This window comes from Nitrospira tepida (genome assembly GCF_947241125.1).
In the GTDB taxonomy this organism is placed as follows: Bacteria; Nitrospirota; Nitrospiria; order Nitrospirales; family Nitrospiraceae; genus Nitrospira_G; species Nitrospira_G tepida.
The window spans coordinates 439,674-460,150 of the sequence record NZ_OX365700.1; the positions used below are offsets into that span (position 1 = coordinate 439,674).

At 61.7% G+C, this 20,477-nt stretch carries 20 protein-coding genes and 1 CRISPR repeat array; of the genes, 15 read left to right on the top strand and 5 right to left on the bottom strand.

Translation table 11 applies throughout. From position 1 onward, the window contains the following. Positions 1-2 precede the first annotated feature (2 nt). Both cas10 and QWI75_RS02200 read left to right on the top strand, forming a co-directional pair. Entirely contained in the window at positions 3-3,071 is a 3,069-nt protein-coding gene (gene cas10 / locus QWI75_RS02195; RefSeq protein ID WP_289267048.1) for a type III-B CRISPR-associated protein Cas10/Cmr2, read from the top strand. A gap of 17 nt (positions 3,072-3,088) precedes the next feature. Continuing rightward, positions 3,089-4,270, top strand: a complete 1,182-nt coding sequence (locus tag QWI75_RS02200) for a type III-B CRISPR module-associated protein Cmr3 (RefSeq protein WP_289267049.1) — start codon at positions 3,089-3,091, stop codon at positions 4,268-4,270. A gap of 5 nt (positions 4,271-4,275) precedes the next feature. Here the strand turns inward: QWI75_RS02200 and QWI75_RS02205 are convergent, their stop codons facing one another. Together QWI75_RS02205 and QWI75_RS02210 are read right to left on the bottom strand one after the other, a co-directional pair. Next, positions 4,276-4,668, bottom strand: a complete 393-nt coding sequence (locus QWI75_RS02205) for a type II toxin-antitoxin system VapC family toxin (RefSeq protein WP_289267050.1) — start codon at positions 4,666-4,668, stop codon at positions 4,276-4,278. Further along, on the bottom strand, positions 4,665-4,949 hold the full coding sequence (locus QWI75_RS02210) for a type II toxin-antitoxin system Phd/YefM family antitoxin (protein WP_289267051.1): 285 nt from the start codon (positions 4,947-4,949) through the stop codon (positions 4,665-4,667). Before QWI75_RS02210 ends, QWI75_RS02205 begins: the two co-directional genes overlap by 4 nt. A 17-nt stretch (positions 4,950-4,966) precedes the next feature. Here QWI75_RS02210 and cmr4 point away from each other — a divergent pair, with 17 nt between their 5' ends. From cmr4 to cas6, 13 genes are all read left to right on the top strand, one after another. After that, positions 4,967-5,923: a type III-B CRISPR module RAMP protein Cmr4 gene (cmr4, locus tag QWI75_RS02215; protein WP_289267052.1), complete on the top strand. Its 957-nt coding sequence runs from the start codon at positions 4,967-4,969 to the stop codon at positions 5,921-5,923. Next, positions 5,924-6,310, top strand: coding sequence for a type III-B CRISPR module-associated protein Cmr5 (gene cmr5 / locus QWI75_RS02220; RefSeq protein WP_289267053.1), 387 nt, complete (start codon positions 5,924-5,926; stop codon positions 6,308-6,310). 1 nt (position 6,311) lies between these two features. Continuing rightward, the gene (gene cmr6 / locus QWI75_RS02225) at positions 6,312-7,685 is read left to right on the top strand and encodes a type III-B CRISPR module RAMP protein Cmr6 (RefSeq protein ID WP_289267054.1); all 1,374 of its coding nucleotides are present in this window, start codon (positions 6,312-6,314) and stop codon (positions 7,683-7,685) included. Between the two features lie 46 nt (positions 7,686-7,731). Then, a complete protein-coding gene (locus tag QWI75_RS02230; RefSeq protein ID WP_289267055.1) occupies positions 7,732-8,001 on the top strand; it encodes a type II toxin-antitoxin system Phd/YefM family antitoxin in 270 nt (89 codons plus the stop codon). Further along, positions 7,998-8,432, top strand: coding sequence for a type II toxin-antitoxin system VapC family toxin (locus tag QWI75_RS02235; RefSeq protein WP_289267056.1), 435 nt, complete (start codon positions 7,998-8,000; stop codon positions 8,430-8,432). Before QWI75_RS02230 ends, QWI75_RS02235 begins: the two co-directional genes overlap by 4 nt. Before the next feature lie 83 nt (positions 8,433-8,515). After that, positions 8,516-9,307: a hypothetical protein gene (locus QWI75_RS02240; RefSeq protein ID WP_441946974.1), complete on the top strand. Its 792-nt coding sequence runs from the start codon at positions 8,516-8,518 to the stop codon at positions 9,305-9,307. 9 nt (positions 9,308-9,316) lie between these two features. Beyond that, positions 9,317-9,673 carry a Card1-like endonuclease domain-containing protein gene (locus tag QWI75_RS23040; protein WP_441946975.1) on the top strand — a complete coding sequence of 119 codons (357 nt, stop codon included), beginning with the start codon at positions 9,317-9,319 and terminating at the stop codon, positions 9,671-9,673. A gap of 107 nt (positions 9,674-9,780) precedes the next feature. Beyond that, positions 9,781-13,256: a CRISPR direct-repeat array (repeat unit 36 nt; unit sequence GTGGGAACCTCGACCTGAAGAAGAAGGGATTAAGAC). A gap of 295 nt (positions 13,257-13,551) precedes the next feature. Further along, positions 13,552-14,805 (top strand): TIGR02710 family CRISPR-associated CARF protein, encoded by a 1,254-nt coding sequence (locus QWI75_RS02245; protein ID WP_289267057.1) that lies wholly within the window; start codon positions 13,552-13,554, stop codon positions 14,803-14,805. Between the two features lie 32 nt (positions 14,806-14,837). Further along, complete coding sequence (gene cas2, locus QWI75_RS02250; protein ID WP_289267058.1) at positions 14,838-15,116, top strand: CRISPR-associated endonuclease Cas2; 279 nt, start codon at positions 14,838-14,840, stop codon at positions 15,114-15,116. An 8-nt stretch (positions 15,117-15,124) separates the two neighbouring features. Further along, complete coding sequence (cas1, locus tag QWI75_RS02255; protein WP_289267059.1) at positions 15,125-16,114, top strand: CRISPR-associated endonuclease Cas1; 990 nt, start codon at positions 15,125-15,127, stop codon at positions 16,112-16,114. Then, positions 16,062-16,841 (top strand): CRISPR-associated endonuclease Cas1, encoded by a 780-nt coding sequence (locus tag QWI75_RS02260; RefSeq protein ID WP_289267060.1) that lies wholly within the window; start codon positions 16,062-16,064, stop codon positions 16,839-16,841. The genes cas1 and QWI75_RS02260 overlap by 53 nt, the downstream gene beginning before the upstream one ends. 3 nt (positions 16,842-16,844) lie before the next feature. Beyond that, positions 16,845-17,123 carry a CRISPR-associated endonuclease Cas2 gene (gene cas2, locus QWI75_RS02265; RefSeq protein WP_289267061.1) on the top strand — a complete coding sequence of 93 codons (279 nt, stop codon included), beginning with the start codon at positions 16,845-16,847 and terminating at the stop codon, positions 17,121-17,123. Beyond that, positions 17,120-18,130, top strand: coding sequence for a CRISPR system precrRNA processing endoribonuclease RAMP protein Cas6 (gene cas6 / locus QWI75_RS02270; RefSeq protein WP_289267062.1), 1,011 nt, complete (start codon positions 17,120-17,122; stop codon positions 18,128-18,130). Before cas2 (QWI75_RS02265) ends, cas6 begins: the two co-directional genes overlap by 4 nt. Positions 18,131-18,184: 54 nt before the next feature. On the opposite strand, the gene QWI75_RS02275 is transcribed toward cas6, so the two are convergent. The 3 genes from QWI75_RS02275 to QWI75_RS02285 form a co-directional block, all read right to left on the bottom strand. Beyond that, positions 18,185-19,708: a DegQ family serine endoprotease gene (locus QWI75_RS02275; protein WP_289267063.1), complete on the bottom strand. Its 1,524-nt coding sequence runs from the start codon at positions 19,706-19,708 to the stop codon at positions 18,185-18,187. Positions 19,709-19,995: 287 nt separating this feature from the next. Continuing rightward, a complete protein-coding gene (locus QWI75_RS02280; protein WP_289267064.1) occupies positions 19,996-20,241 on the bottom strand; it encodes a type II toxin-antitoxin system RelE/ParE family toxin in 246 nt (81 codons plus the stop codon). After that, positions 20,238-20,420, bottom strand: coding sequence for a hypothetical protein (locus QWI75_RS02285; RefSeq protein ID WP_289267065.1), 183 nt, complete (start codon positions 20,418-20,420; stop codon positions 20,238-20,240). Before QWI75_RS02285 ends, QWI75_RS02280 begins: the two co-directional genes overlap by 4 nt. Between the last annotated feature and the right edge of the window lie 57 nt (positions 20,421-20,477).

The window sequence follows — 20,477 nt, forward strand, 5'->3', positions numbered from 1 at the left end:
GCATGAACGACGATCTCATCTGGCAAACCAAACTTGCCGCCCGTCTTCACGACCCGGCGGAAAAGGCGCTCGTCTTGCTCCGGGACCCGGAGGGCCACGAGGGCGGGACGAGCCGTGCGCTGCATCGAGATTTAGGCTTCCACAATCTGCCGGTGAAAGAGTGGCTCGATCCGGATAATGCCCAGGTGCTCGATACCGTGCTCTTCAAACACGGTATCCCGATCGCGATGTACAAAACCGTCAAGCGCGCCGACTGGTGGGCGGCGGGTGCCGATCGGCCCCAGTGGCCGGTGGATACTGTGCCGACAAAATCAGGCGAGACCACAACCTCGAGGGTCGTAAATTGGGCGCGCGTGCGCTGGACGGAAGTGCCTGTCTTGATTCATCCGCTGACAGGCACACCATTCGACCTGGGCCATCTTGCTGACACCGACATCGGGGATATCAAGGCCCGGAGCTTCGAGCACTTCTCGCGCTTGATTGTCAAAGAGGGGGAGCACGTCGATTGGAAACGGACGCTGCTGGCCTTCTGGCGCTTTGGGCCGGAACTGCGCGAGGGGAAAGACAGCGGGCAACTCGGCCATCTGTGGCCCCTGCTACCGGCGGAGACGCGCGTGCCGGATCATTCGATCTGGGATCATCTTGATCTCACTTCAGCATTCGCTGGTGGCTTCGCAAGCGATCCTCAAGGGGAAGTGGCCCTCTTGGCGCTGTCGATCGGGCCGGTCCAGTCCTTCATTGCGGCGGCCCGCTCGACGTCCGATCTGTGGGCCGGCTCGCATCTGCTGTCGCGGCTGTCGTGGGAAGCGATGAAGGTGGTGTGTGAGCGGCTGGGGCCGGACGCAATCCTGTTTCCACGGCTACGGGGCATACCCCAAGTGGATGTGTGGTTGCGCGACGAGATGAAACTGCCCGCACAATGGTTCGCAGGCTGCAACTGGACGGAAAGGACGACGGATGCGAATCCCCTTTTTGCCGCCGCCCTTCCCAACCGTTTTGTTGCGGTGGTGCCGGCCTCGCAGTCGCGCGAGATCGCACAAGCAGTTGAAGCTCGTGTGCGCACCTGGTTGCAGGACCTCGGAAAGAACATCGTGGATCGATTGCTTGAAGCAGCCGGCTTGGCTGACGGGACGGACAAGCACTGCCACAGGCAGATGCGGGAGCAGCTCCAGGGCTTCCCGGAAGTGCATTGGGCGGCTGTGCCCTTTTCGCTGATCCGAGCTCGCGACGAATCGAAGCAGACCGATCTCGACGTAACGCAGTTGTCCGAGGCCATGGCGCCTTTCTTTGGCGTGGCGCCGGGGCAAGCCTGTGGCTTTCTAGAAACTCCGGCGTGGGAGGTGTTGCAGAAGGAGGCGAAGTTTGCTGATGGAACGACCTTCTTTTCACCAAAGCCGGGCGTCCTCTACCCGGCGGTGTACGACCTAGCCGAGCGCGTCCTTGCAGCAGCGAAAAGTGTGCGGTCGTTCGAACAGGTCGAACAGAAGGGCTGGCGCGATTCGCTGACCGGCGAGAGCGAATGGCTCACGGACGATCCGGTTCTTCTGAACGTGCCGCCGGGCAAGCGGAAGAGCCGGAGAGACGAAGGCTTTAGGGAGGGCGACCATGTCGAGACACTCTGGACGCACCTTGCCGACGAGAAGCCGGCATGGGCCAAGAAAGGCGAGCACCTCGGGGCACTGTCGGCCATCAAGCGGTTGTGGCCCTCCCTCTTTGCCGAAGAGGTGGCTCGGGCAACTGGCCAGCCGGTCGGTCAGGTGCCGCGCTTCGTCGTCTCCACGCACACCATGGCACTGGCGTACCAGCTCGACCAGTGGCTCGATGCCGGTGCGCCGATGGGTGGTGAGCTTCGCGATCGTCTCGCAGACACCGATTCGGTCCCCCTGCCTCGCAAGCTTGCCCGGAAATACGGCCAGCGTGATGTCTTGGAATTCGCCAAACGGTTGCCGGGCTTGCTCGATGCGGTACGCGAAGGCGAAAACGAACGAGCGCTGCGTAAGGTGGAGGGCCTGATCAAAGAGGCTTTTGCCCTGGCGGATGGCGGGCAAAAGGAAGTTCGCCTCGAAACCTACTATGCCCTCCTGCTGATGGATGGTGACCACATGGGCCGCATCCTCTCAGGCGATGCGCGGTATGCCATTACCTACCAGGAGAGCTTTCACCCGGAGGTGCAACAGAGGTTCAAGGAGCAAGCCCAACACCATGACACGATCAAAGCCTACGGCGAGCAGAAGCGCGCCTTGTCTCCCAATCGGCATCTCGCCATCTCCGGGGCCCTGAACGATTTCGCCCTTCACGTGGTTCCGGAAGTCATCGAAAGTGAACACCTCGGCCGTGTCCTCTACGCGGGTGGTGATGATGTGCTGGCCATGCTGCCCGTGGTGGATGTGTGTTCGGCTATGAGGCGCTTGCGCTGTGGATACAGTGGGCATGACCCTGAACAGGCTGCGCTCGACTGGAGAGCTGTCCGTCGTGAGACGCGCATGGTCGTCAAGGAGGGATACGCTTTCTTGCGCGGACAGCTCATGCGGATGATGGGAGAAAAAGCCACGGCCTCCTGCGGCGCGGTGATCGCCCATCATCAGGCTCCCTTGGCCATGGTGCTGCGGGAACTGCGCGCGGCGGAGCAGCGGGCGAAAAAAGAGGGCGGGCGCGATGCCTTCTCGATCACGGTCATCAAGCGGTCGGGCGGGGTCTTGTCGCTCACTGCCAAGTGGGGCGAACCGCTGGATGTGCTGGTGGCGCTGCGCAACTTTCTGGCGGAGCCGGCGGTGTCGCGCCGCGCGGTTTATAACAGCCTCCTGTGGCTTCAGGACCTGCCGCCCGATGCGTCGGCTGGGATGCTGGGGAGTCTGCTCGCCTATCAATTTGGGCGACAGACCTCTCGCATTGAAGTGTGGCACAAACACGAGGGGCCTCTGCTCTCCAACCGAATTGCGGCGCTCGCATGCAAAGAGAAGGCTCGGCTCGACTGGCTCGCGCGCTTCATGGGTGTGGCGGAGTTCTTGGCCCGGGAAGCACGGGTTAACGTGAAGGACGCAGAGCCGGCAACAGCAAAACTTAGCCGATAACAGGGTGGACCGAGACCATGGGAATCACCGCGAACCGACAGGCCCTCTTCATCGAACCGCTGGATGTCCTGGTCTTGCGGGGCAACAAGCTCTTTGGCGATCCGGGTAGCTACGGTGAGTCGCTGGTGCCGCCCTGGCCGTCGGTCGCGGCGGGCGCGATCCGGTCAGCGCTGCTTGCCCATAAGGGTGTGGACCTTCAGGAATTTGCCAAGGGGCGAGTGGCTGACCCGGAGTTGGGGACACCTCAGCAACCGGGTCCGTTCCATCTCATGGATTTCCGCCTCGCCCGCCGGTGCGCTGATGGGCGAGTCCAACCGCTGTATGCTCCTCCGGCTGATCTCGTCATCCGGCGCAAGGATGACGACAATCTCGAATGTGCATGTATGGAACCCAGGGCCTTGCCGAGCGGCATGCATTCCTCGGCGGCGACCGAGCTTCACGCCGTGCTACCGGAACGGGAACGCACCAAGCCGAAGAGCGGCTATTGGCTGATACACGAAGGCTGGCTGACCTATCTCGCGGGCCGTGACGTTGATCCTCAAACGCATCTCGTTGAAAGCGGCGATCTGTGGAAGCTCGATGCCCGCGTGGGCGTCGGGCTCGATCCGGCGAAGCGCAGCGCGGCCGAGGGCAAGCTCTTCACCGTGCAGGCCGTCGCGATGTGGAACCGGCATCATGGCCACGCGCGCAACTACGACGTCGGCTTTCTGGCCGAGATCGAAGGGGCGGCCATTCCGCACGAGATGACATTGCGGTTCGGGGGCGACGGGCGAGCGGCCCGGGCTACACACGTTCACGCGATCGACTCCAAACCTGATCTCTTCAGCGAGATTGTGCAAGCCGGCCGTTGCCGACTCATCCTCACGAGCCCGGGGATTTTCTCCGGCGGCTGGCTGCCGACGGGCACCCAGCAACAGGAGGAGGCCGTCGTGTTCGACCTGCATGGTGTTCGGGGCCGCGTCGTCTGTGCGGCGGTGCCTCGCGCGGAAGTCGTGTCGGGGTGGGATCTGGCGAAGTGGAAGCCGAAGGCGGCTCAACGCGCCGCGCCCACCGGCAGCGTCTATTGGCTGGACGAGCTGGACACCACGCCGGAAGCGCTGCGCCAACTGGTGGACATGGGGCTGTGGAGTGAGCCGTGCGAAAATGCCGCGCGGCGCGCCGAAGGCTTCAACCGGTTTGCCTGGGGTCTGTGGCCATGAGGCGGTTACCACAGCGTGCGCACCGGATACTGCTGGATCGCACGGTCCGGTGTGCACACGACGAGACCGTGTGCGATCGCTTGGCAGATCAGCATGCGGTCGAAGGGGTCTCGGTGCAGAGGCGGCAGCTTGACCATTTGGGCAACAGCCTCCTCGCTCAGTGGCAGGGGGGCGATGCGATGGGCTTCCCGTTGTTCGATATAATACCGCTCGGGATCAACCGGTTTGGACAGGGCCAGCCGACCCGCCTGGTGTTTGAGCAGGATTTCCCAGAGGGAGATCGAACTCAAGTACACATCGTTGAGCGGATCGGCAATACGCACCCGGGCCTCGTGCGACAGTTCCGGCTCATCCCAGATCAACCACAAGAAGGTACAGCTATCAAGGAGCAGCTTCACGAGGCCCCACGGCCCTCAAACAGCGTGAGCAACCCCTCGTCAAGCGGCTCGAAGAACGAGGGCAGCACGTGGCCGACCCCTTTCGCTAAGCCGATCGGGCGCGGTTCCGTGAGATTCGACGCCGGGACTGGTTTCAGCTCGGCCACCGGTTTGTTACGGCGACAGATAACGACAGTTTCTCCGGCCTCAACACGATCGAGCAGTTCGGAGAGATGGGCCTTCGCCTCATGCACATTGAGGGTAGTGGGCATGGCCCGATAGTAGGTCAAGAACCTGGTCAAGTCAAGGAGAGCTGACAATGTTCGAAAAACGAGCCATCCTCTTTCTCTACGCCGTAAGCCCCGTCCACATGGGGGCCGGGCAAGCCATCGGCGTGATTGACAACCCCATCCAGCGCGAGCGCCATACGGGGCACCCCTGCTTTGCCGGGAGCGGCATCAAGGGGGCCGTACGACATGGGTTCGAGGTCTTGGCCAATGGGAAGGTCCAGGATCGTCCCCTGAAGGAACTCATCACGCTGCTGTTTGGCCCGGAGGACAGGGCCGCTGAGCTCTACGCCGGGGCCGTGAGCTTCGGGGATGCGCAACTCGTGGTCTTTCCCGTGCGCAGCCTCAAGGGCGGCTATGTTTACGCCACCTGCCCGCAAGCCCTGGCCCGCGCCCAGCGGTTGCTGCAGTCCGTTGGTGTCTCCGTCAATTGGCCGGCCCTGCCCCCGGTCAGGGAGGGTGAGTGTCTTGTGGCTAATCCTGCGCTGCTCTCTCAGCGGCAGATCAATAGCCGGCCGACTGACGTCTTGCACCTGGAAGCGTTCGAGTACACCGCGAAGGACAAGCAGAGCGCTCATCTGAAAACGATCGCAGAAGATCTTCCGCAGAAGGCTATCCCAGACGGCAACGGCTATGGCTTCTTCCGCGAGAAACTCAAGACCGACCTCGTCGTGCTGTCCGACACCGACTTTGCCTATTTTGTCCAGCATGCCACGCTCGTCGAGCCCCATGTGCGCATTGAGGACAACACCGGCACGGCGGCCGATGGCGGGCTGTTTTACACCGAAAACCTGCCGCCCGAGTCGCTCCTGATCGCGCCGCTCTTGGCGAGTGAAACGCGAACCGGCAAGAGCAAGGATGGCGACGTACCAGCCGGCGAGGTGCTGGCCAAAGTCACAAACGTGATCAACGGTCAACTCTTACAGATCGGCGGCGATGCGACCACCGGCCGAGGGTTGGTCGTCGCCAGCATCGTGGAGGGAAGGTAAATGGCCACCGCAACCGAAACGAAACAGCCGGCCCGGCTCACGCTAGAGCAGCAGCGCGCGCAGGACGCGTGGCGATGTGCGGAGCGTTACAACAAGGATCACGTCAACCTGGCCAAAGGACTACCGGCACTCATCATGAACGGCGGGTTGATGCAGGTGTTGGCCTTCTGCCATGAAAAGAGTGGCGCCTACGAAGTGGTCGCACAACAGCTTCGTGCCTGGCTCAACAAACGCTTCAACGGTGTGGATCGAGACCCCGGTTTTGAGGTCTTCATGCAAGACCTGATGAACGCCGCCCCGCGCGATTACCAGATGATCACCGCCGAGGCCTTCGCCTGGCTCAAGTGGCTGCGGCAGATGGCCTCAGCCCGCAAGGGAGGCAACTGACATGCCGATCGCGGCTGTGCCCAAGTATATGCAGGACAACGATCCGGAGTTCTATCTCGCTGCACCGCCCGGACACCGCTTTCTGCTCTATTTCCCTGCTTGGGGCGAAAACAGGGAAACGCGAAAGCTCGATTGGCGAATGGACGACCGTGTACCGAAGATCGACAAAAAGACGAAGCAGCAAAAGGTTGGGAAATCCGGACCTGAATGGGAGGACCTGACCAATGGCCAGTTTGCCTGCACGATTGCGGCATGCAAAACCCCGCCGTACGACGAGGAACGGCCACGGGCGAGGAAACCAAAGGCGGACCCTGGCCTCAAGTCATGGATGCCGGTGATGGAAGCACTGCTTGCACGTCAGATAGCGGCCGCAAGCCGGATCGCTCATGATGCGGTGCACCGCGTCAGCGCCCAAGCCATCTCCCCCTTCACCACCGGCCTCGGCAACGAGCATCCCCTGGAGAACGGCTTTGCCTTTTTGAACCCCTATGGCTTGCCGTATCTGCCCGGGAGCGGCGTGAAGGGCGTGCTGCGGCAGGCGGCGGGTGAACTGGCGAACGGCATGTGGGCCGACAAAAGGGGATGGAGCGATGAGAAGCCATATGCGATCGAGATCGGCGAACAGACGGTTTCGCTGTCGATGCTCGATGTCCTCTTTGGCCTGGAATCAAAAGACGGCGACACCGCCCACGTCCGCGGCGCCCTCTCCTTCTGGGACATGATTCCGCAGATCGTAGCCGACAGCCTCATGGTGGAGATCATGACGCCGCACCAGAGTCACTACTACCAGATTGACAAGAAGAAGAATCCTCAACCTCCGCACTTCCAATCGCCCCACGACTCCGGCCAGCCCACGCCTCTCAGCTTCCTCACCGTGCCGCCGAAGTCGCGGTTCGTCTTCCACGTCATGTGCGACCTCGCGTGCCTGAAGCGGCTTGCTCCCGATCTCGCCGAGAACGATCGCTGGAAAACGCTGCTCCAGAGCGCCTTCGAACATGCCTTTGCCTGGCTCGGCTTCGGGGCCAAAACGGCGGTCGGCTATGGGGCGATGATCCGGGCGGACGAATCAGCTTCTCAAACAGGGGAACGACAGGTCAGTCCTGCGCCCCGCTCCCGCTGGGTGGACGACAAGCTCAGGGAGTTGTGCAGCAAGCCCGGGATTAAGGAAGACGATGCGCTCCGTGGAAAAACGTTGGCCGAAGCCGTGAAAGCCATCGACGACGAGACAACTAGGCGGGAGGCCCTAGCCGACATCGTCCACCGCTGGAAGGAGAAAGGTTGGTGGGCGAGCAAGGTGTCAGGCTCGGCGAAACAAGCCAAGGCAATCTATGAGGAGTTGCTCGGCAAGGGACCGGCTGCGCAGGGCGTCGATTGACTCGTCGCCACATCACGGTCACAATGACGCCACAACAGGGGGACCCATGGCACGAGTCGGTGTGCGGGAATTGCGAAACCACCTCAGCCGGTACTTAAAGAAGGTCAGGGGGGGAGAGGAACTGGAGGTCGCGGACCGAGGGCGAGTGATCGCCAGAGTGGTGCCGGCTGAACGCCGGGAAATCCCGGCCGAGGTCGGCGCTCTCGTGCGTGAAGGTGCGGCTACCTGGAGCGGCGGCAAGCCTAAGGGTGCGAAACGGCCGCTCGTGTTGCCCGGTCGTTCGGTGTCGGATCTGGTTATCGCGGATCGCCGATGATCCTCTACTGCGACACCAGCGCGCTGGTTAAGCTCTATGTGGAGGAGTCCGGCTCGTCGTGGGTTCGCCAATGGGTGGATGCCTGCCAGGTGGTGGGAATTGCCGCTATCGGGTATGTGGAAACCAAGGCCGCCTTCGCGCGAGCGGTTCACGGTGGCCGGGTGGTCCGGCGGCGGTATCGAGGAATCGTAGCGGACTTCGAACAGGATTGGAGCCGGTACCTCGTGCTGGAGATGAGCGAGCAGGTGATCCGGCAAGCCGGCCGGTTAGCCGAAGCGCATCGACTACGAGCCTATGATGAGGTTCACCTGGCTGCGGCACTGCACATTCGGACTCGGACTGCGGCGGAGGTCAACTTCCTGGGATTCGACGAAGAACTCAATCGGGCGGCGGGGGCAGAGGGATTGGCAGTGGTCCCGCCTCCGTCGTAAACTGATCGGTTTCGCTCAATGGAGGGACAGATCGCTTCAGCGGCCGGTGAGCGAGAAGTCTCGACTGATGGCCGATCTCCCGCATGCGCCTCCACGTCGCCATCATCTCGGACCAGTCGCTTCCGACCGTCATTCCCTGCTTGATGGACCGGCCGGACGTGGTCGTGCTGGTCGCCTCGCGGGCGATGGAGGGCAAGGCGCGGCGGTTGCAGGCGCTGCTCCACACAGAGGGTCTCGCGGCGGAGATTCGGGACCTGGCGCCCGACGCGGGGCTTGTAGCCATTCGCGCCTCTGCGAGCGCGTTGTCGCGGGATCTGGCGACCGCCTGGCCCGACGCCGAGTTGGTGTTCAACGCCACCGGGGGCACGAAGCTCATGACGCTCGGATTTGTGGACGTGTTTCGGAAGCGGGCCGCGCAGATCATCTACACGGATACGGCGCACGGTCGGATCGAAGTTATCGCCGATCGCCGGCAGGCGGACCCGCAGCCGGTGCCCATGCGCGACGTGCTGGATGTGCCGCGCTATCTTGCGGTGCAGGGGTTCCGGTACGCGGACGACGCCACGCGTCATGCCCTCAAACTGGAGCGGATCGATGCCCGGCGAGAAGCGGCCCGGTTTCTGGCAGATCGGGCCCCCGGATTGAGCGGGCTCATTGCGCTGGTCAACGCCTTGGCGCATCGCGCGTTGGATGAAACGGGCAAGGAATTGATTCAACCGGAACAGCGGCTCACGCGGGAACCCAGGGGTGAGGTGCCCAAGGCGCTCGCGCTCTTCGAGCGCGCCAGACTCATGACACGGAAGGGCCCCGTGACCGTTCGCTTCGCGGATGTGGAGGCCGCCCGGTTTCTGGGCGGCGGGTGGTTGGAAGAGTAGGCGTTTGCGGTGGCGAAGGATGCCGGCCTCTACGACGTGCGCCTCGGCGTTACGGGCCTGTGGGAGGGCACGACGGCGGCGCGGAACGAGTTCGACGTGCTGGCCTGCGACCGGAACCGGCTGTTGTTTATCGAGTGTAAGACCCTCCGTTTCACCGGCGACGAGAACGACAACGACCTCGCGTACAAGGTTAAGAGTCTCGGAGAAGACGTCCGCGGCCTATTCGGGAACACATGGGTCTTGGCCGCACAGGAGCCGACGCCGGTGTTGAAGGATCGGGCGCAGCAGGCCGGGTTTCAGATCATCGGGCCTCGGTTCTTAGGGAGCCTGCCGCAATGGGTCCGCCTGTGGAGGGACGGCGGGTAACAAGTCTGAAAGGGGGTGGGAAAAACTTGTGCCTCAGAACGCTTCACAAACCCTGCGCATCCGTCCGCACAACATGGCGGAACAGCAGGGAATTGTTAGTGGGGGCAGTGGGAACCTCGACCTGAAGAAGAAGGGATTAAGACGCATAGACATTGATCGCTTTGCCACGGCGCGTCGTGGGAACCTCGACCTGAAGAAGAAGGGATTAAGACCAATCCAATCCAAACCAAAACTTTGTAGCGGCGTGGGAACCTCGACCTGAAGAAGAAGGGATTAAGACTATGAGCTGCCGCATGGGTACTTGAGCCATGGTCCGTGGGAACCTCGACCTGAAGAAGAAGGGATTAAGACCATCAGAGAGCCACGCAATAAATTTCGCGTTCATGGGTGGGAACCTCGACCTGAAGAAGAAGGGATTAAGACACCCAGCGTCTACAGCAAGTCCTCGCTGTCAAAGCGTGGGAACCTCGACCTGAAGAAGAAGGGATTAAGACTGCACTTCAGTAGGTAGATGGGACAGCGTAGCTAGGAGTGGGAACCTCGACCTGAAGAAGAAGGGATTAAGACCAGCCTTGATAGCAGCAGCTTGCTGTTCTTGCGCAGTGGGAACCTCGACCTGAAGAAGAAGGGATTAAGACTGTGGACCTCGGACGCATGTTCTTGCTTGTAGGTGGTGGGAACCTCGACCTGAAGAAGAAGGGATTAAGACTGATAGGGCGTCCCGCAATACGGGCACTCCCAGACCGTGGGAACCTCGACCTGAAGAAGAAGGGATTAAGACCTGTCTCCCGCTACGCAACCGGACGATATAGAGTGGGAACCTCGACCTGAAGAAGAAGGGATTAAGACCTGGGTGAGACTCATATGAGTGCGGAGTGCCTTGGTGGGAACCTCGACCTGAAGAAGAAGGGATTAAGACCACCCCATGCCATTTATCTTTATGTGAGGCTTCAGTGGGAACCTCGACCTGAAGAAGAAGGGATTAAGACGAATGAGCGCATTCACGTTCGTGCTGACCTCAATAGTGGGAACCTCGACCTGAAGAAGAAGGGATTAAGACCATGAGTCGCTCAAGCATTTTTAGGTGTTGCCCAATGTGGGAACCTCGACCTGAAGAAGAAGGGATTAAGACCGCCCGCATACTTGATGATCCTAAAATTGACGGTAGTGGGAACCTCGACCTGAAGAAGAAGGGATTAAGACGCCATCAGCGGTCACGAGCTTATACGCGATGAGGGGATGTGGGAACCTCGACCTGAAGAAGAAGGGATTAAGACGCAGGTCGCTCCCGCTCAGGTTGCTCCCGCGCAGGTCGGTGGGAACCTCGACCTGAAGAAGAAGGGATTAAGACCGATATCCTCCCTCATCATTATTTCCTCGCATTCGTAGTGGGAACCTCGACCTGAAGAAGAAGGGATTAAGACATGCTGTGTGCCCGTCCATTCCTCCCTCCTTGGTTGTGGGAACCTCGACCTGAAGAAGAAGGGATTAAGACCTATATATGTGCTTCATGGTCTCCTCCTCTCCCGCGTGTGGGAACCTCGACCTGAAGAAGAAGGGATTAAGACCACTAGCTTGACATGCCTCATAATCGCTCGCTTTTCGGTGGGAACCTCGACCTGAAGAAGAAGGGATTAAGACAAAAAGGCGACCTCTCGTTTCGCCACTGCAAGAGCGTGGGAACCTCGACCTGAAGAAGAAGGGATTAAGACTCGCTATCGAAACTGACTTCTCCCTGCCCTTCGGCGTGGGAACCTCGACCTGAAGAAGAAGGGATTAAGACATAGATCAGCGTACGGAGATGAGTCACGATCCACATAGTGGGAACCTCGACCTGAAGAAGAAGGGATTAAGACCGTCTGCAATGATTGGTTTGGATCGGTTGTACGTGGGAACCTCGACCTGAAGAAGAAGGGATTAAGACAATTATGCTGGATGGTCCTCTCCTATTCGATCTCCGTGGGAACCTCGACCTGAAGAAGAAGGGATTAAGACAATTATGCTGGATGGTCCTCTCCTATTCGATCTCCGTGGGAACCTCGACCTGAAGAAGAAGGGATTAAGACGATGCTGTGCAGATGTGGAATCGCATGGTCTCCTCGTGGGAACCTCGACCTGAAGAAGAAGGGATTAAGACGCTTTCAGGCTATCGATTGCAGCCATTAGTCTGGTGGGAACCTCGACCTGAAGAAGAAGGGATTAAGACATACCCGTCCGGGTAGCAGTTCTCCCACCCGTCCCCCGTGGGAACCTCGACCTGAAGAAGAAGGGATTAAGACATCACATTGATGTAGTATACATGTCGTACAGAGCCGTCGTGGGAACCTCGACCTGAAGAAGAAGGGATTAAGACCTATGCCCTGTATCTTTATGTGAGGCTTCATGGTCCCGTGGGAACCTCGACCTGAAGAAGAAGGGATTAAGACACCACACCGTTGATTTTTTCTCAGTCGTGTCGCGTGTGGGAACCTCGACCTGAAGAAGAAGGGATTAAGACCACCCCCCTGTCTCGTACCCCCTTAACTGGTAAGCTGTGGGAACCTCGACCTGAAGAAGAAGGGATTAAGACGCCTGGACGACGAAAGCCTCAAGGTCGTCCTCCGTGGTGGGAACCTCGACCTGAAGAAGAAGGGATTAAGACATCCGTGCGCGCCGCAATCTGCACAATACGCGTTATCCGTGGGAACCTCGACCTGAAGAAGAAGGGATTAAGACTCCATCTAGCCCATATATCGCATATTGCACGAGTGGGAACCTCGACCTGAAGAAGAAGGGATTAAGACACGGATCTCAATATCAATTAGGTAGTTTTCGAGTTCTGTGGGAACCTCGACCTGAAGAAGAAGGGATTAAGACGTAGTCGTCGCATTCAAAGACGCTGTGGCCTGGATCGTGGGAACCTCGACCTGAAGAAGAAGGGATTAAGACCTGCTTCGCCGCCGCAATCGCCCGCGCAATCGCCTTCCGTGGGAACCTCGACCTGAAGAAGAAGGGATTAAGACAATGCTCATCCCACATTACATCCTCGACCGGCCTGTGGGAACCTCGACCTGAAGAAGAAGGGATTAAGACCCATTGCCGCGCACCCCAAATGAGACCTCCGGTTCGGTGGGAACCTCGACCTGAAGAAGAAGGGATTAAGACGTCGCATCGCACCATTGGATGTGGCTATGGTCGCTCAGTGGGAACCTCGACCTGAAGAAGAAGGGATTAAGACTGCTTTTGCCCATCGCTTTTTGTCTCTGTGATACAGAGTGGGAACCTCGACCTGAAGAAGAAGGGATTAAGACCCCACGGGCGTGGCGCTTAATTATGCTGGTACTTCCTCGGTGGGAACCTCGACCTGAAGAAGAAGGGATTAAGACTGATGACTGGCTGGTCCATCTCCCTCTCCTTTCTGTTGTGGGAACCTCGACCTGAAGAAGAAGGGATTAAGACACTTGCTTGCCACTGTCTGTTCGAGGCGCGTCCAAAGTGGGAATCTCGACCTGAAGAAGAAGGGATTAAGACGCAGACAGCCGCTCCGCCTCTTGAACCGCCTGTTCAAGTGGGAATCTCGACCTGAAGCAGAAGGGATTGCACCTTGCTCGGCCTTCAGACGTGCCCGCCGAGATCGCGCTAGCACCACGAAACAGTCGGAACGTATGAAGGGTCCGGCGCCCTGGCCTCTTGCGCGAGGCGCGTCATGCGAATATGGAAGACCTCCATCATCGGCTTCAGAGTCTCGCAGGACTCTGATTCCCGCGGCTCGCCCCTGAATCCATAGCCCTCTCCGTCGATTGACGCCTGGCCGTGGCGGCGTGTTTCGGCAATGTTTCCGTGCTTGCTCGCGTGGGGCCATTCCAGTAAGAAAGGAGCCGGTCAGACGGAGGTCAGTCATGCCGAAAGCATTTGTACAGTCCGTGGGGACCGGGACGCGGCAGGACCAGGACATCACCCGGCCGCTGGTGTGGCATTGGAGGCGAAGCGGCGCAGGATTCACCGTGTGGGTCGTGAGCGAACAGAGCCGCGCGCATGCGGAACGGATGGCGCATGCGCTTGAACTGTCACCCGCGCAGTACCGAATTGAAATGGTCAGCGACACGGACAATGTCGAGGCCGTCTATCGCGACTGTCTGGCGCTGCTCCGCGATCTGGGACAACAGGGATTCGAGCCCGACATGATCGAAGTGGACTATACCAGCGGCACAAAGGCCATGACGGCGGGTTTGGTCCTGGCAGCGGTCGCGCATCGGTGCGGGACGCTGAGCTATATCAGCGGGGAACGGCATGGCGGCGTCGTGGCGAGCGACACCGAACGCGTGGTGTCCATCGAGCCCCGGCGCATCTGGGCGGATGAGCGGCTGAGACTGGCCGGCGAGTATTGCCGCGCCTTGCGCTTCGATGCGGCGCTCACGCTGCTCGACAGTGTCAAACCCGTCTGGTTGGGCGACTACGAGCGCCGGCTCGCCGCCGGCCTGCGGTTGATCGGGACTGGCTACGGGGCGTGGGATCGCTTCGAGTATGGGCGCGCCTCCGGCGAGTTGCGCAAGTTACGGGAGTCGGCGGTGCCGGATCTCGACCCGTTCCGGCCGGAGCAGTCCGTGTTGACGCGATTGGTGGCGCTCACTCCCGCGAATGGATTTTCGGCCGACCGGCTGGCCGACCTGTACAACAATGCCGGCCGGCGCCTGGACGAGGGCCGTTGTGACGACGCGCTGGCCCGGTTGTATCGACTGACGGAGATGCTGGCCCAGTGGATCTTGCACGGACAATACGGGATCGATACCGCCGACGTGGACCTAGCCAAGGCTCCGACTCCGCTTCAGGCGCAGCTTGCAGCCCGCCGCTCGGCCGAGGGCAAGATCCTCATCGGGCTGGACCTGGATTACCAACTTCTGAAGGCGTTGGACCATCCAGTGGGCCGGCACTTCGACGAGGGCGAATGGCGGGGGATCGGGGTACTGCTCAAGAAGCGCAACGTGTCGCTCTTGGCTCACGGCCTTGAGCCCGTCTCGAAGAAGGATCTTGAGTCGTTGCGGGACAAACTTCAGGCATTGGTGGCGTTGGAAGTGCCCGATTTCGTCGACCGGCGTCGCGCGCTGGAATTTCCCTGGCGTCGCGGAAGGGAGGTCGCAAGTGGAGCAGGATGAACGGAGGCTGTGGCGTTCCGAGGAGCGACTGCATGCGGCGGTTATACCTCATCGCGTATGACGTGTGTGATCCGGGACGGCTGAACCGTGTCCGCGAGCTGCTGAAAGCCTATAGCACCGGGGGACAGAAATCGGTGTACGAGTGCTGGCTCACACCGGCCGAATTGACCGAGGTCACGGAGACGTTGCGGCGATTGATCGACGCGACCGTGGATCGCGCGCACGTCGTTACATTGGACGGCCGAAGCCGACCGCACACGTTGGGCATTGCGGTGCCGCCGGCCGACCCGGCGTTCTTTTATTTCGGGTGATTCGAAGGATGGGCGGAACCGTCTACATAGACCGCAGGGACGCGGAGCTGAGGGTGGATGGCGGGGCGCTCGCCGTGTACGTGAACGGCGAGCGGAACGGAACGGTGCCGCTGGCGCCGGTGGACCGGGTGGTGTTGGTGGGGAATCACAAGGTCGAAACCGCCGTGCTCCACCGCCTCTCGGAGCAGGGCATCGCCGTGCTCTTTCTGTCCGGACGGACCCAGGCCTATCGAGGCCGGCTGGTCGGCCGTCTGCACAACCACGCGCGCCTGCGCGTCCGCCAATATGCGGAAAGCCGCGGGCCGCTTGCGCTTGAGCTGGCGATGGAATGGATCGCGGCCAAGCTCGCCGGGCAGACCGCGTTGCTGCGGGAGGCGGCGGATGCGCGGCCGGAAGCACGAGCGAGTCTGCTGCGGGCTGCCGAAATCGTCGGCGACGCGCGCGACAAGGTCGCCGGCGCCGACACCCTGGCCCGCTTGCGCGGCTTGGAGGGTGGAGCGGCGTCGGCGTACTTCGGCGCGCTTCCGGCGCTCTTTCCGCCGAGCCTCGGATTCGAGGGACGCGAACGCCGTCCCCCGCGTGATCCGGTCAATGCGTTGCTCTCGCTCACCTATACCCTGGCCCACTGGGAGTGGGTACGGGAGTGCGAGGTCATCGGCCTCGATCCGCTCATCGGTTTTTACCACGAGTTGGAGTATGGCCGGGAGTCGCTGGCCTGCGATCTCCTCGAACCGTTCCGCCCGACGGTGGATCGGTGGGTGTGGGAACTGTTCAGAACGCGGCAGTTCGAGCAACGCGATTTTACGTCGGACGCCGGCCGGCCCGGCTGCGCCCTCAAGAAGGCGGCCAGAGGACGCTACTACGCGGCCTATGACGCGTGGATCGCTCCGCACCGGTCGCATATGCGGGAGACGGTTGAGGCTCTGGCGCGAAGAGTCGTGGACCATGGAGAGAACGCTGTATCTGAACGAAGTGCCGGGGTTGCGTGTCAACCGTGACGGCCCGTCGCTGTGGATCGAGCGGCGCGGCTCGGCTGGACGGCGGGTTCCGGTCCGGCTGGTTCGCCGGGTCCTGATCGCGGGCAACGTGGCGCTCGATACGGGAAGTCTGACGGCCTTTGCGGAGCGCGGCGTGCCCGTCGCCTTCCTGAATCGGGCCGGCGAACCGGTGGCGATGGTGATCGGATGCGCGGCGGGGCTGTTCGCGCGCCGCGCCGAGCAAGCGGCGGCCTTGGAGGACCCCGGAACGCGGGAGCGATTGTCGGCGTGGCTCCGGGCATGGGAACGAGGGCGCCGGCTCACCCTCGCCTCCCGGCTCGATCCCGTGACCGCGGCACGGTGGCGGCGGGAGGGCCTGCGTCCGCTGGACTACGACACCTGGATCGCGCGGCAGGCCCGCCTGCGCGGCGCGTCCCCGCGGCGGCGCGGCTTCTTTCACGCCGCGCTCCACACGCTGGCCCTCGAGCGGATTTCGGAGGCCGGATGGGATCCTCATCTGGGCGTGCAGCACAGGGCGCAAGGCTTGGGCTTGGTTCGAGACTGTGTAGTCGCCCTCCAGGCCGACGCCGACCAGGCGTGGCTGGAGAGCGGAGGGGTCGAGGTCGGTCTTTCAGATGGAACCGTGTCCCCGGCCTTAGCCGCCTATTTTGAAACCCGCCGCCCTCGCTTGGCGGCGTTCATGCGCCGGCTGCTCGATCAATACGAAGCCATTATTCGCGGACGTTGACGTATGCGGAGCCGTTACCTTGTGTGCTATGACATTGCCGACGAGGGCCGGTTGACCCGCCTGCACCGGTATCTCAAGAGCATCGGGGTGCCGGTGCAATATTCCGTGTTCCTCTGCTCGCTGACCTGGCCGGAGTTGCAGGAGGGCTTATCCCGCATCCGCGATCTGATCGACGCGACGGCCGACGATGTTCGAGTCTACCCCCTCCCGGCCGATGAGCCGATCACGTCGCTGGGGTCCGGAGACCGCACCCCGGAGGGCACAGTGGTGGTGCTGCCGTGAGCGAGCCGCTTCGGGATAGTGAAGGAGCCCGCGCGTCCTTGCCGGTCACCTTCGGCCGGTTCACGATCGCGCTTGCAGCCGACGCGGCGCTGTGGCTCCCTTCTTACGCCGGTTCCATGTTCCGCGGCGCCTTCGGTCATGCGCTCCAACGGGTCGTCTGCGCGACGCGGACGTACGACTGCGCCCCCTGTCTGCTCAGGGACCGCTGTGTGTATCCGTACGTGTTCGAGACGCCCCCGCCTGAAGGCACGCGGGTGATGCGCAAGTATCCGGCGGCGCCGCACCCGTTTGTGCTCCAACCGCCGGCGGGCGGACGCACGCTGGCTCCCGGCGAGGCATTTGAGCTGGGCCTCACGTTGTTCGGCCGGGCGCTGCGGTGGCTCCCGCACTTCATTTTTACCGTTGAACGGATGGGCCGCGTCGGATTCGGCTCCCGGCGCGTTTCGGCATCGGTCCTCCACGCGGATGGTTGGCTGGACGGGCGCGCTTGCCGGATCTATTCCGCCGAGGACCGAACGCTCGCCGCGACCGAGGCCTGTACGCAGGCAGCCTACCTGCCACCGCGCCCGCAGATCGGCGGCGCCGATCATCCGCCTGACGGACGAATCGCGGTCGAAATCGTCACCCCGCTCCGGGTGAAGTACGAGGAGCGACTTGCGACATCGCTCGAGTTTCATATCCTGGTCCGCGCTCTGCTTAGACGGATCGCCCATCTGGCCTATTTTCATTGCGACGGCGATCCATCGGGCATGGCGTTTCGTGAATGGATCGACCTCGCGCATGCCGTGCGGGTCGCTTCATCTACCCTGACGTGGTACGACTGGACCCGCTACTCGCAACGACAGCAGGAGACCATGCAGCTTGGTGGACTGGTCGGTCGCGTCGTCTTTGAGGGCCCCGTCGGGCCATTTCTGCCGCTGCTACGCCTGGGCGAGGTGACCCACGTTGGAAAGGCGACAGGTTTCGGATTAGGACGGTATCGGGTGCTTGATCCCCACGCTGAATGACCAGCTCGCAGAGCGGCGCGGCAGGCGGTACTTCCGCCCGCCCGCCGCGCGACCTTAGATCTTGACGCTGAGAAACAACGAGGCGCCCCGGCGGTTGATCAGGAAGAGCGCCGGCTCATCCTTCTTCAGCCCGGAGGCCAGCCGCTCAAAATCTTTGACCGACCGCACCGGCTGCCGATTGATCTCCCGGATGACGTCGCCGCGGGCTATTCCAGCCCGGTCCGCAGGGCTGTCCGGCTCAACGTCCGCCACGACCACCCCCTTGGTGCCTGACTTGAGGCCCAGTTCGCGGATCGCGTCTCGATCCAGTTCCTGCACCGCCAAGCCGGCCAACCCGGACTCGCCGGATGGCGAATCGGCCCTGGCGGTTTTCACCTCATCCGGCTGCTCCCCGATCGTGACCGTGAGGGTTCGTTCACGGCCGTCGCGCCAGACCCGGATCGTCGCCTTCTCGCCGGCCGCAGCCCTGGTGACGAGCCGTTGCAGCGCGGCGGAATCCTCGATCGGCTGGTTCTGATAGCCGATGATCACATCGCCCTGCTTCAATCCCGCCTTGTCCGCCGGACTGTCCTCCTTGACGTCGCCCACCAACGCGCCCTTCTGGTCCGTTAACCCAAAGGACTTGGCGAGGTCCTGATTGATGTCTTGGATGCTCACCCCAAGATAACCGCGGACCACCTTGCCGGTCTTGACCAGGCTTTCGTAGATCGGCTTCGCCATGGCGGTCGAGACCGCAAACCCGACCCCCTGGTAGCCGCCGGTCTGGGAGAAGATCGCCGTGTTGACCCCGACCAGCTCGCCCTTCGTGTTCACGAGCGCCCCGCCCGAATTGCCCGGGTTGATCGCTGCGTCGGTTTGAATGAAGTCCTCGTACTGCGTGATCCCCATCTTGCCCCGGCCGACCGCGCTCACGATGCCGAGCGTGACGGTGGAGTTCAGACCGAAGGGGTTGCCGACCGCCAGCACATAGTCGCCGACCTGGAGCTTGGACGAGTCGCCCCATGAGACCGTGGGCAGGTTCTTCCCGTCGATCTTGATGACGGCGAGGTCGGACTTCGGATCGGTCCCGACCACCGTGGCCTTGAACTCGCGCTTATCCGGCAACGTGACCGTCAACTCGCGGGCCCCCTCCACCACATGGTTATTGGTGAGGATGTACCCGTCCGGCGAGACGATCACCCCGGAGCCCATCCCATCACCGTGGGGTCCACGGTCAAAGGGGTTGCGGGGCATGCGGGGGCCGTTCGGACCGCCGAAGGGCCACCCGAACTCCTCCATGCGATCTTTCCATTCCTGCCGTTGGTCTTTCTTGCCGGAAATGCGTTCTCCGCGGCTGCTGACGGTGATATTGACCACGGCGGGCGTCACCGATTTGGCGATCGGCGCGAAGCCGGTCGCGGGAAGCGACGCTCCGCTGTCAGCGGCAGGCGCCGTCGATTCCATCGGGGCTTGTGCCTGCTGGAAGCCGGCAGGCGCGGCATGGCTGTCTGCGAACCACATACCGCCCCATACCAGCATGACGCCGAGGCCGACGGCGGCGGCGCCGGCCACGACACGCGAACCCATCGATCGATTCATTGTGCATCCTCCCTTCGTTGTGCAGGATTGTGATCCATGCGGCCGGCGAGGATCTCTGCATCAGAGTCCGCCGGCCCGACCTGCTCAGAGGCTAGCAACGGAGGATGAGACCGTAATTAAGCGGGGATTAAAAGTGGTTAAGTTTTCGATCCGGCGAGCGGCAGCACGATCGTGAAGGTCGAGCCGGCGCCGGGGATACCGTCGGTATCTCGTCGAACGTGGAGGTGCTGCCCTCGGGGCTTGGGACTAGATTTCCAGGTGAAGTAGGCGGGCTGCGTGATGTACGGTCAGAATGTGGACTTCTTCGCGGATGAGCCGATACACAATCCGGTAGAACCATGGATCACTTCGCGTATCACCGGATCGGCCATTTCTGGAACGATGCGTCCTGACTGAGGGAACACGGCCAAACGCTCCACCGCCGCCACGATTCGTTCGGCCACCAGTTGAGCGGCATGCGGCGAATCTCGTGCAATAAACTGTTTGATGGCTTGAACGTCAGCAACCGCCCGCCGGGTCCAGACGATGGTCATCCGAGAAGCTGGCGAACCGCGTCGGCATGTGGAACAGTTTCACCTGCCTCCGATTGCCGTAACCCTTCTTCGACTTTGGCGAGAAAGCACAGCCGTTCGATCGCGTCGTCGAGCGTCGCATTGTCCGGCAATCCCTCGACAGCCTGAAGGATCTTCTGCTTGGCGGTCTGAACGCTCATGGTCGTGACTCCGTGGTTGCGGGTCTTACTCTAAGAGACCGGAGGGTTGGCGTCAAC

Coding starts and splice junctions, on each gene's coding strand:
- QWI75_RS02260 (WP_289267060.1), top strand. CDS start 16,062: ATGGAGAGAACGCTGTATCTGAACGAAGTGCCGGGGTTGCGTGTCAAC.
- cas1 (WP_289267059.1), top strand. CDS start 15,125: ATGGGCGGAACCGTCTACATAGACCGCAGGGACGCGGAGCTGAGGGTG.
- cas2 (WP_289267058.1), top strand. CDS start 14,838: ATGCGGCGGTTATACCTCATCGCGTATGACGTGTGTGATCCGGGACGG.
- cas2 (WP_289267061.1), top strand. CDS start 16,845: ATGCGGAGCCGTTACCTTGTGTGCTATGACATTGCCGACGAGGGCCGG.
- cmr6 (WP_289267054.1), top strand. CDS start 6,312: ATGCCGATCGCGGCTGTGCCCAAGTATATGCAGGACAACGATCCGGAG.
- QWI75_RS02235 (WP_289267056.1), top strand. CDS start 7,998: ATGATCCTCTACTGCGACACCAGCGCGCTGGTTAAGCTCTATGTGGAG.
- QWI75_RS02200 (WP_289267049.1), top strand. CDS start 3,089: ATGGGAATCACCGCGAACCGACAGGCCCTCTTCATCGAACCGCTGGAT.
- QWI75_RS02275 (WP_289267063.1), bottom strand. CDS start 19,708: ATGAATCGATCGATGGGTTCGCGTGTCGTGGCCGGCGCCGCCGCCGTC.
- cmr5 (WP_289267053.1), top strand. CDS start 5,924: ATGGCCACCGCAACCGAAACGAAACAGCCGGCCCGGCTCACGCTAGAG.
- QWI75_RS02280 (WP_289267064.1), bottom strand. CDS start 20,241: ATGACCATCGTCTGGACCCGGCGGGCGGTTGCTGACGTTCAAGCCATC.
- QWI75_RS02285 (WP_289267065.1), bottom strand. CDS start 20,420: ATGAGCGTTCAGACCGCCAAGCAGAAGATCCTTCAGGCTGTCGAGGGA.
- QWI75_RS02230 (WP_289267055.1), top strand. CDS start 7,732: ATGGCACGAGTCGGTGTGCGGGAATTGCGAAACCACCTCAGCCGGTAC.
- QWI75_RS02245 (WP_289267057.1), top strand. CDS start 13,552: ATGCCGAAAGCATTTGTACAGTCCGTGGGGACCGGGACGCGGCAGGAC.
- QWI75_RS02240 (WP_441946974.1), top strand. CDS start 8,516: ATGCGCCTCCACGTCGCCATCATCTCGGACCAGTCGCTTCCGACCGTC.
- cas10 (WP_289267048.1), top strand. CDS start 3: ATGAACGACGATCTCATCTGGCAAACCAAACTTGCCGCCCGTCTTCAC.
- cmr4 (WP_289267052.1), top strand. CDS start 4,967: ATGTTCGAAAAACGAGCCATCCTCTTTCTCTACGCCGTAAGCCCCGTC.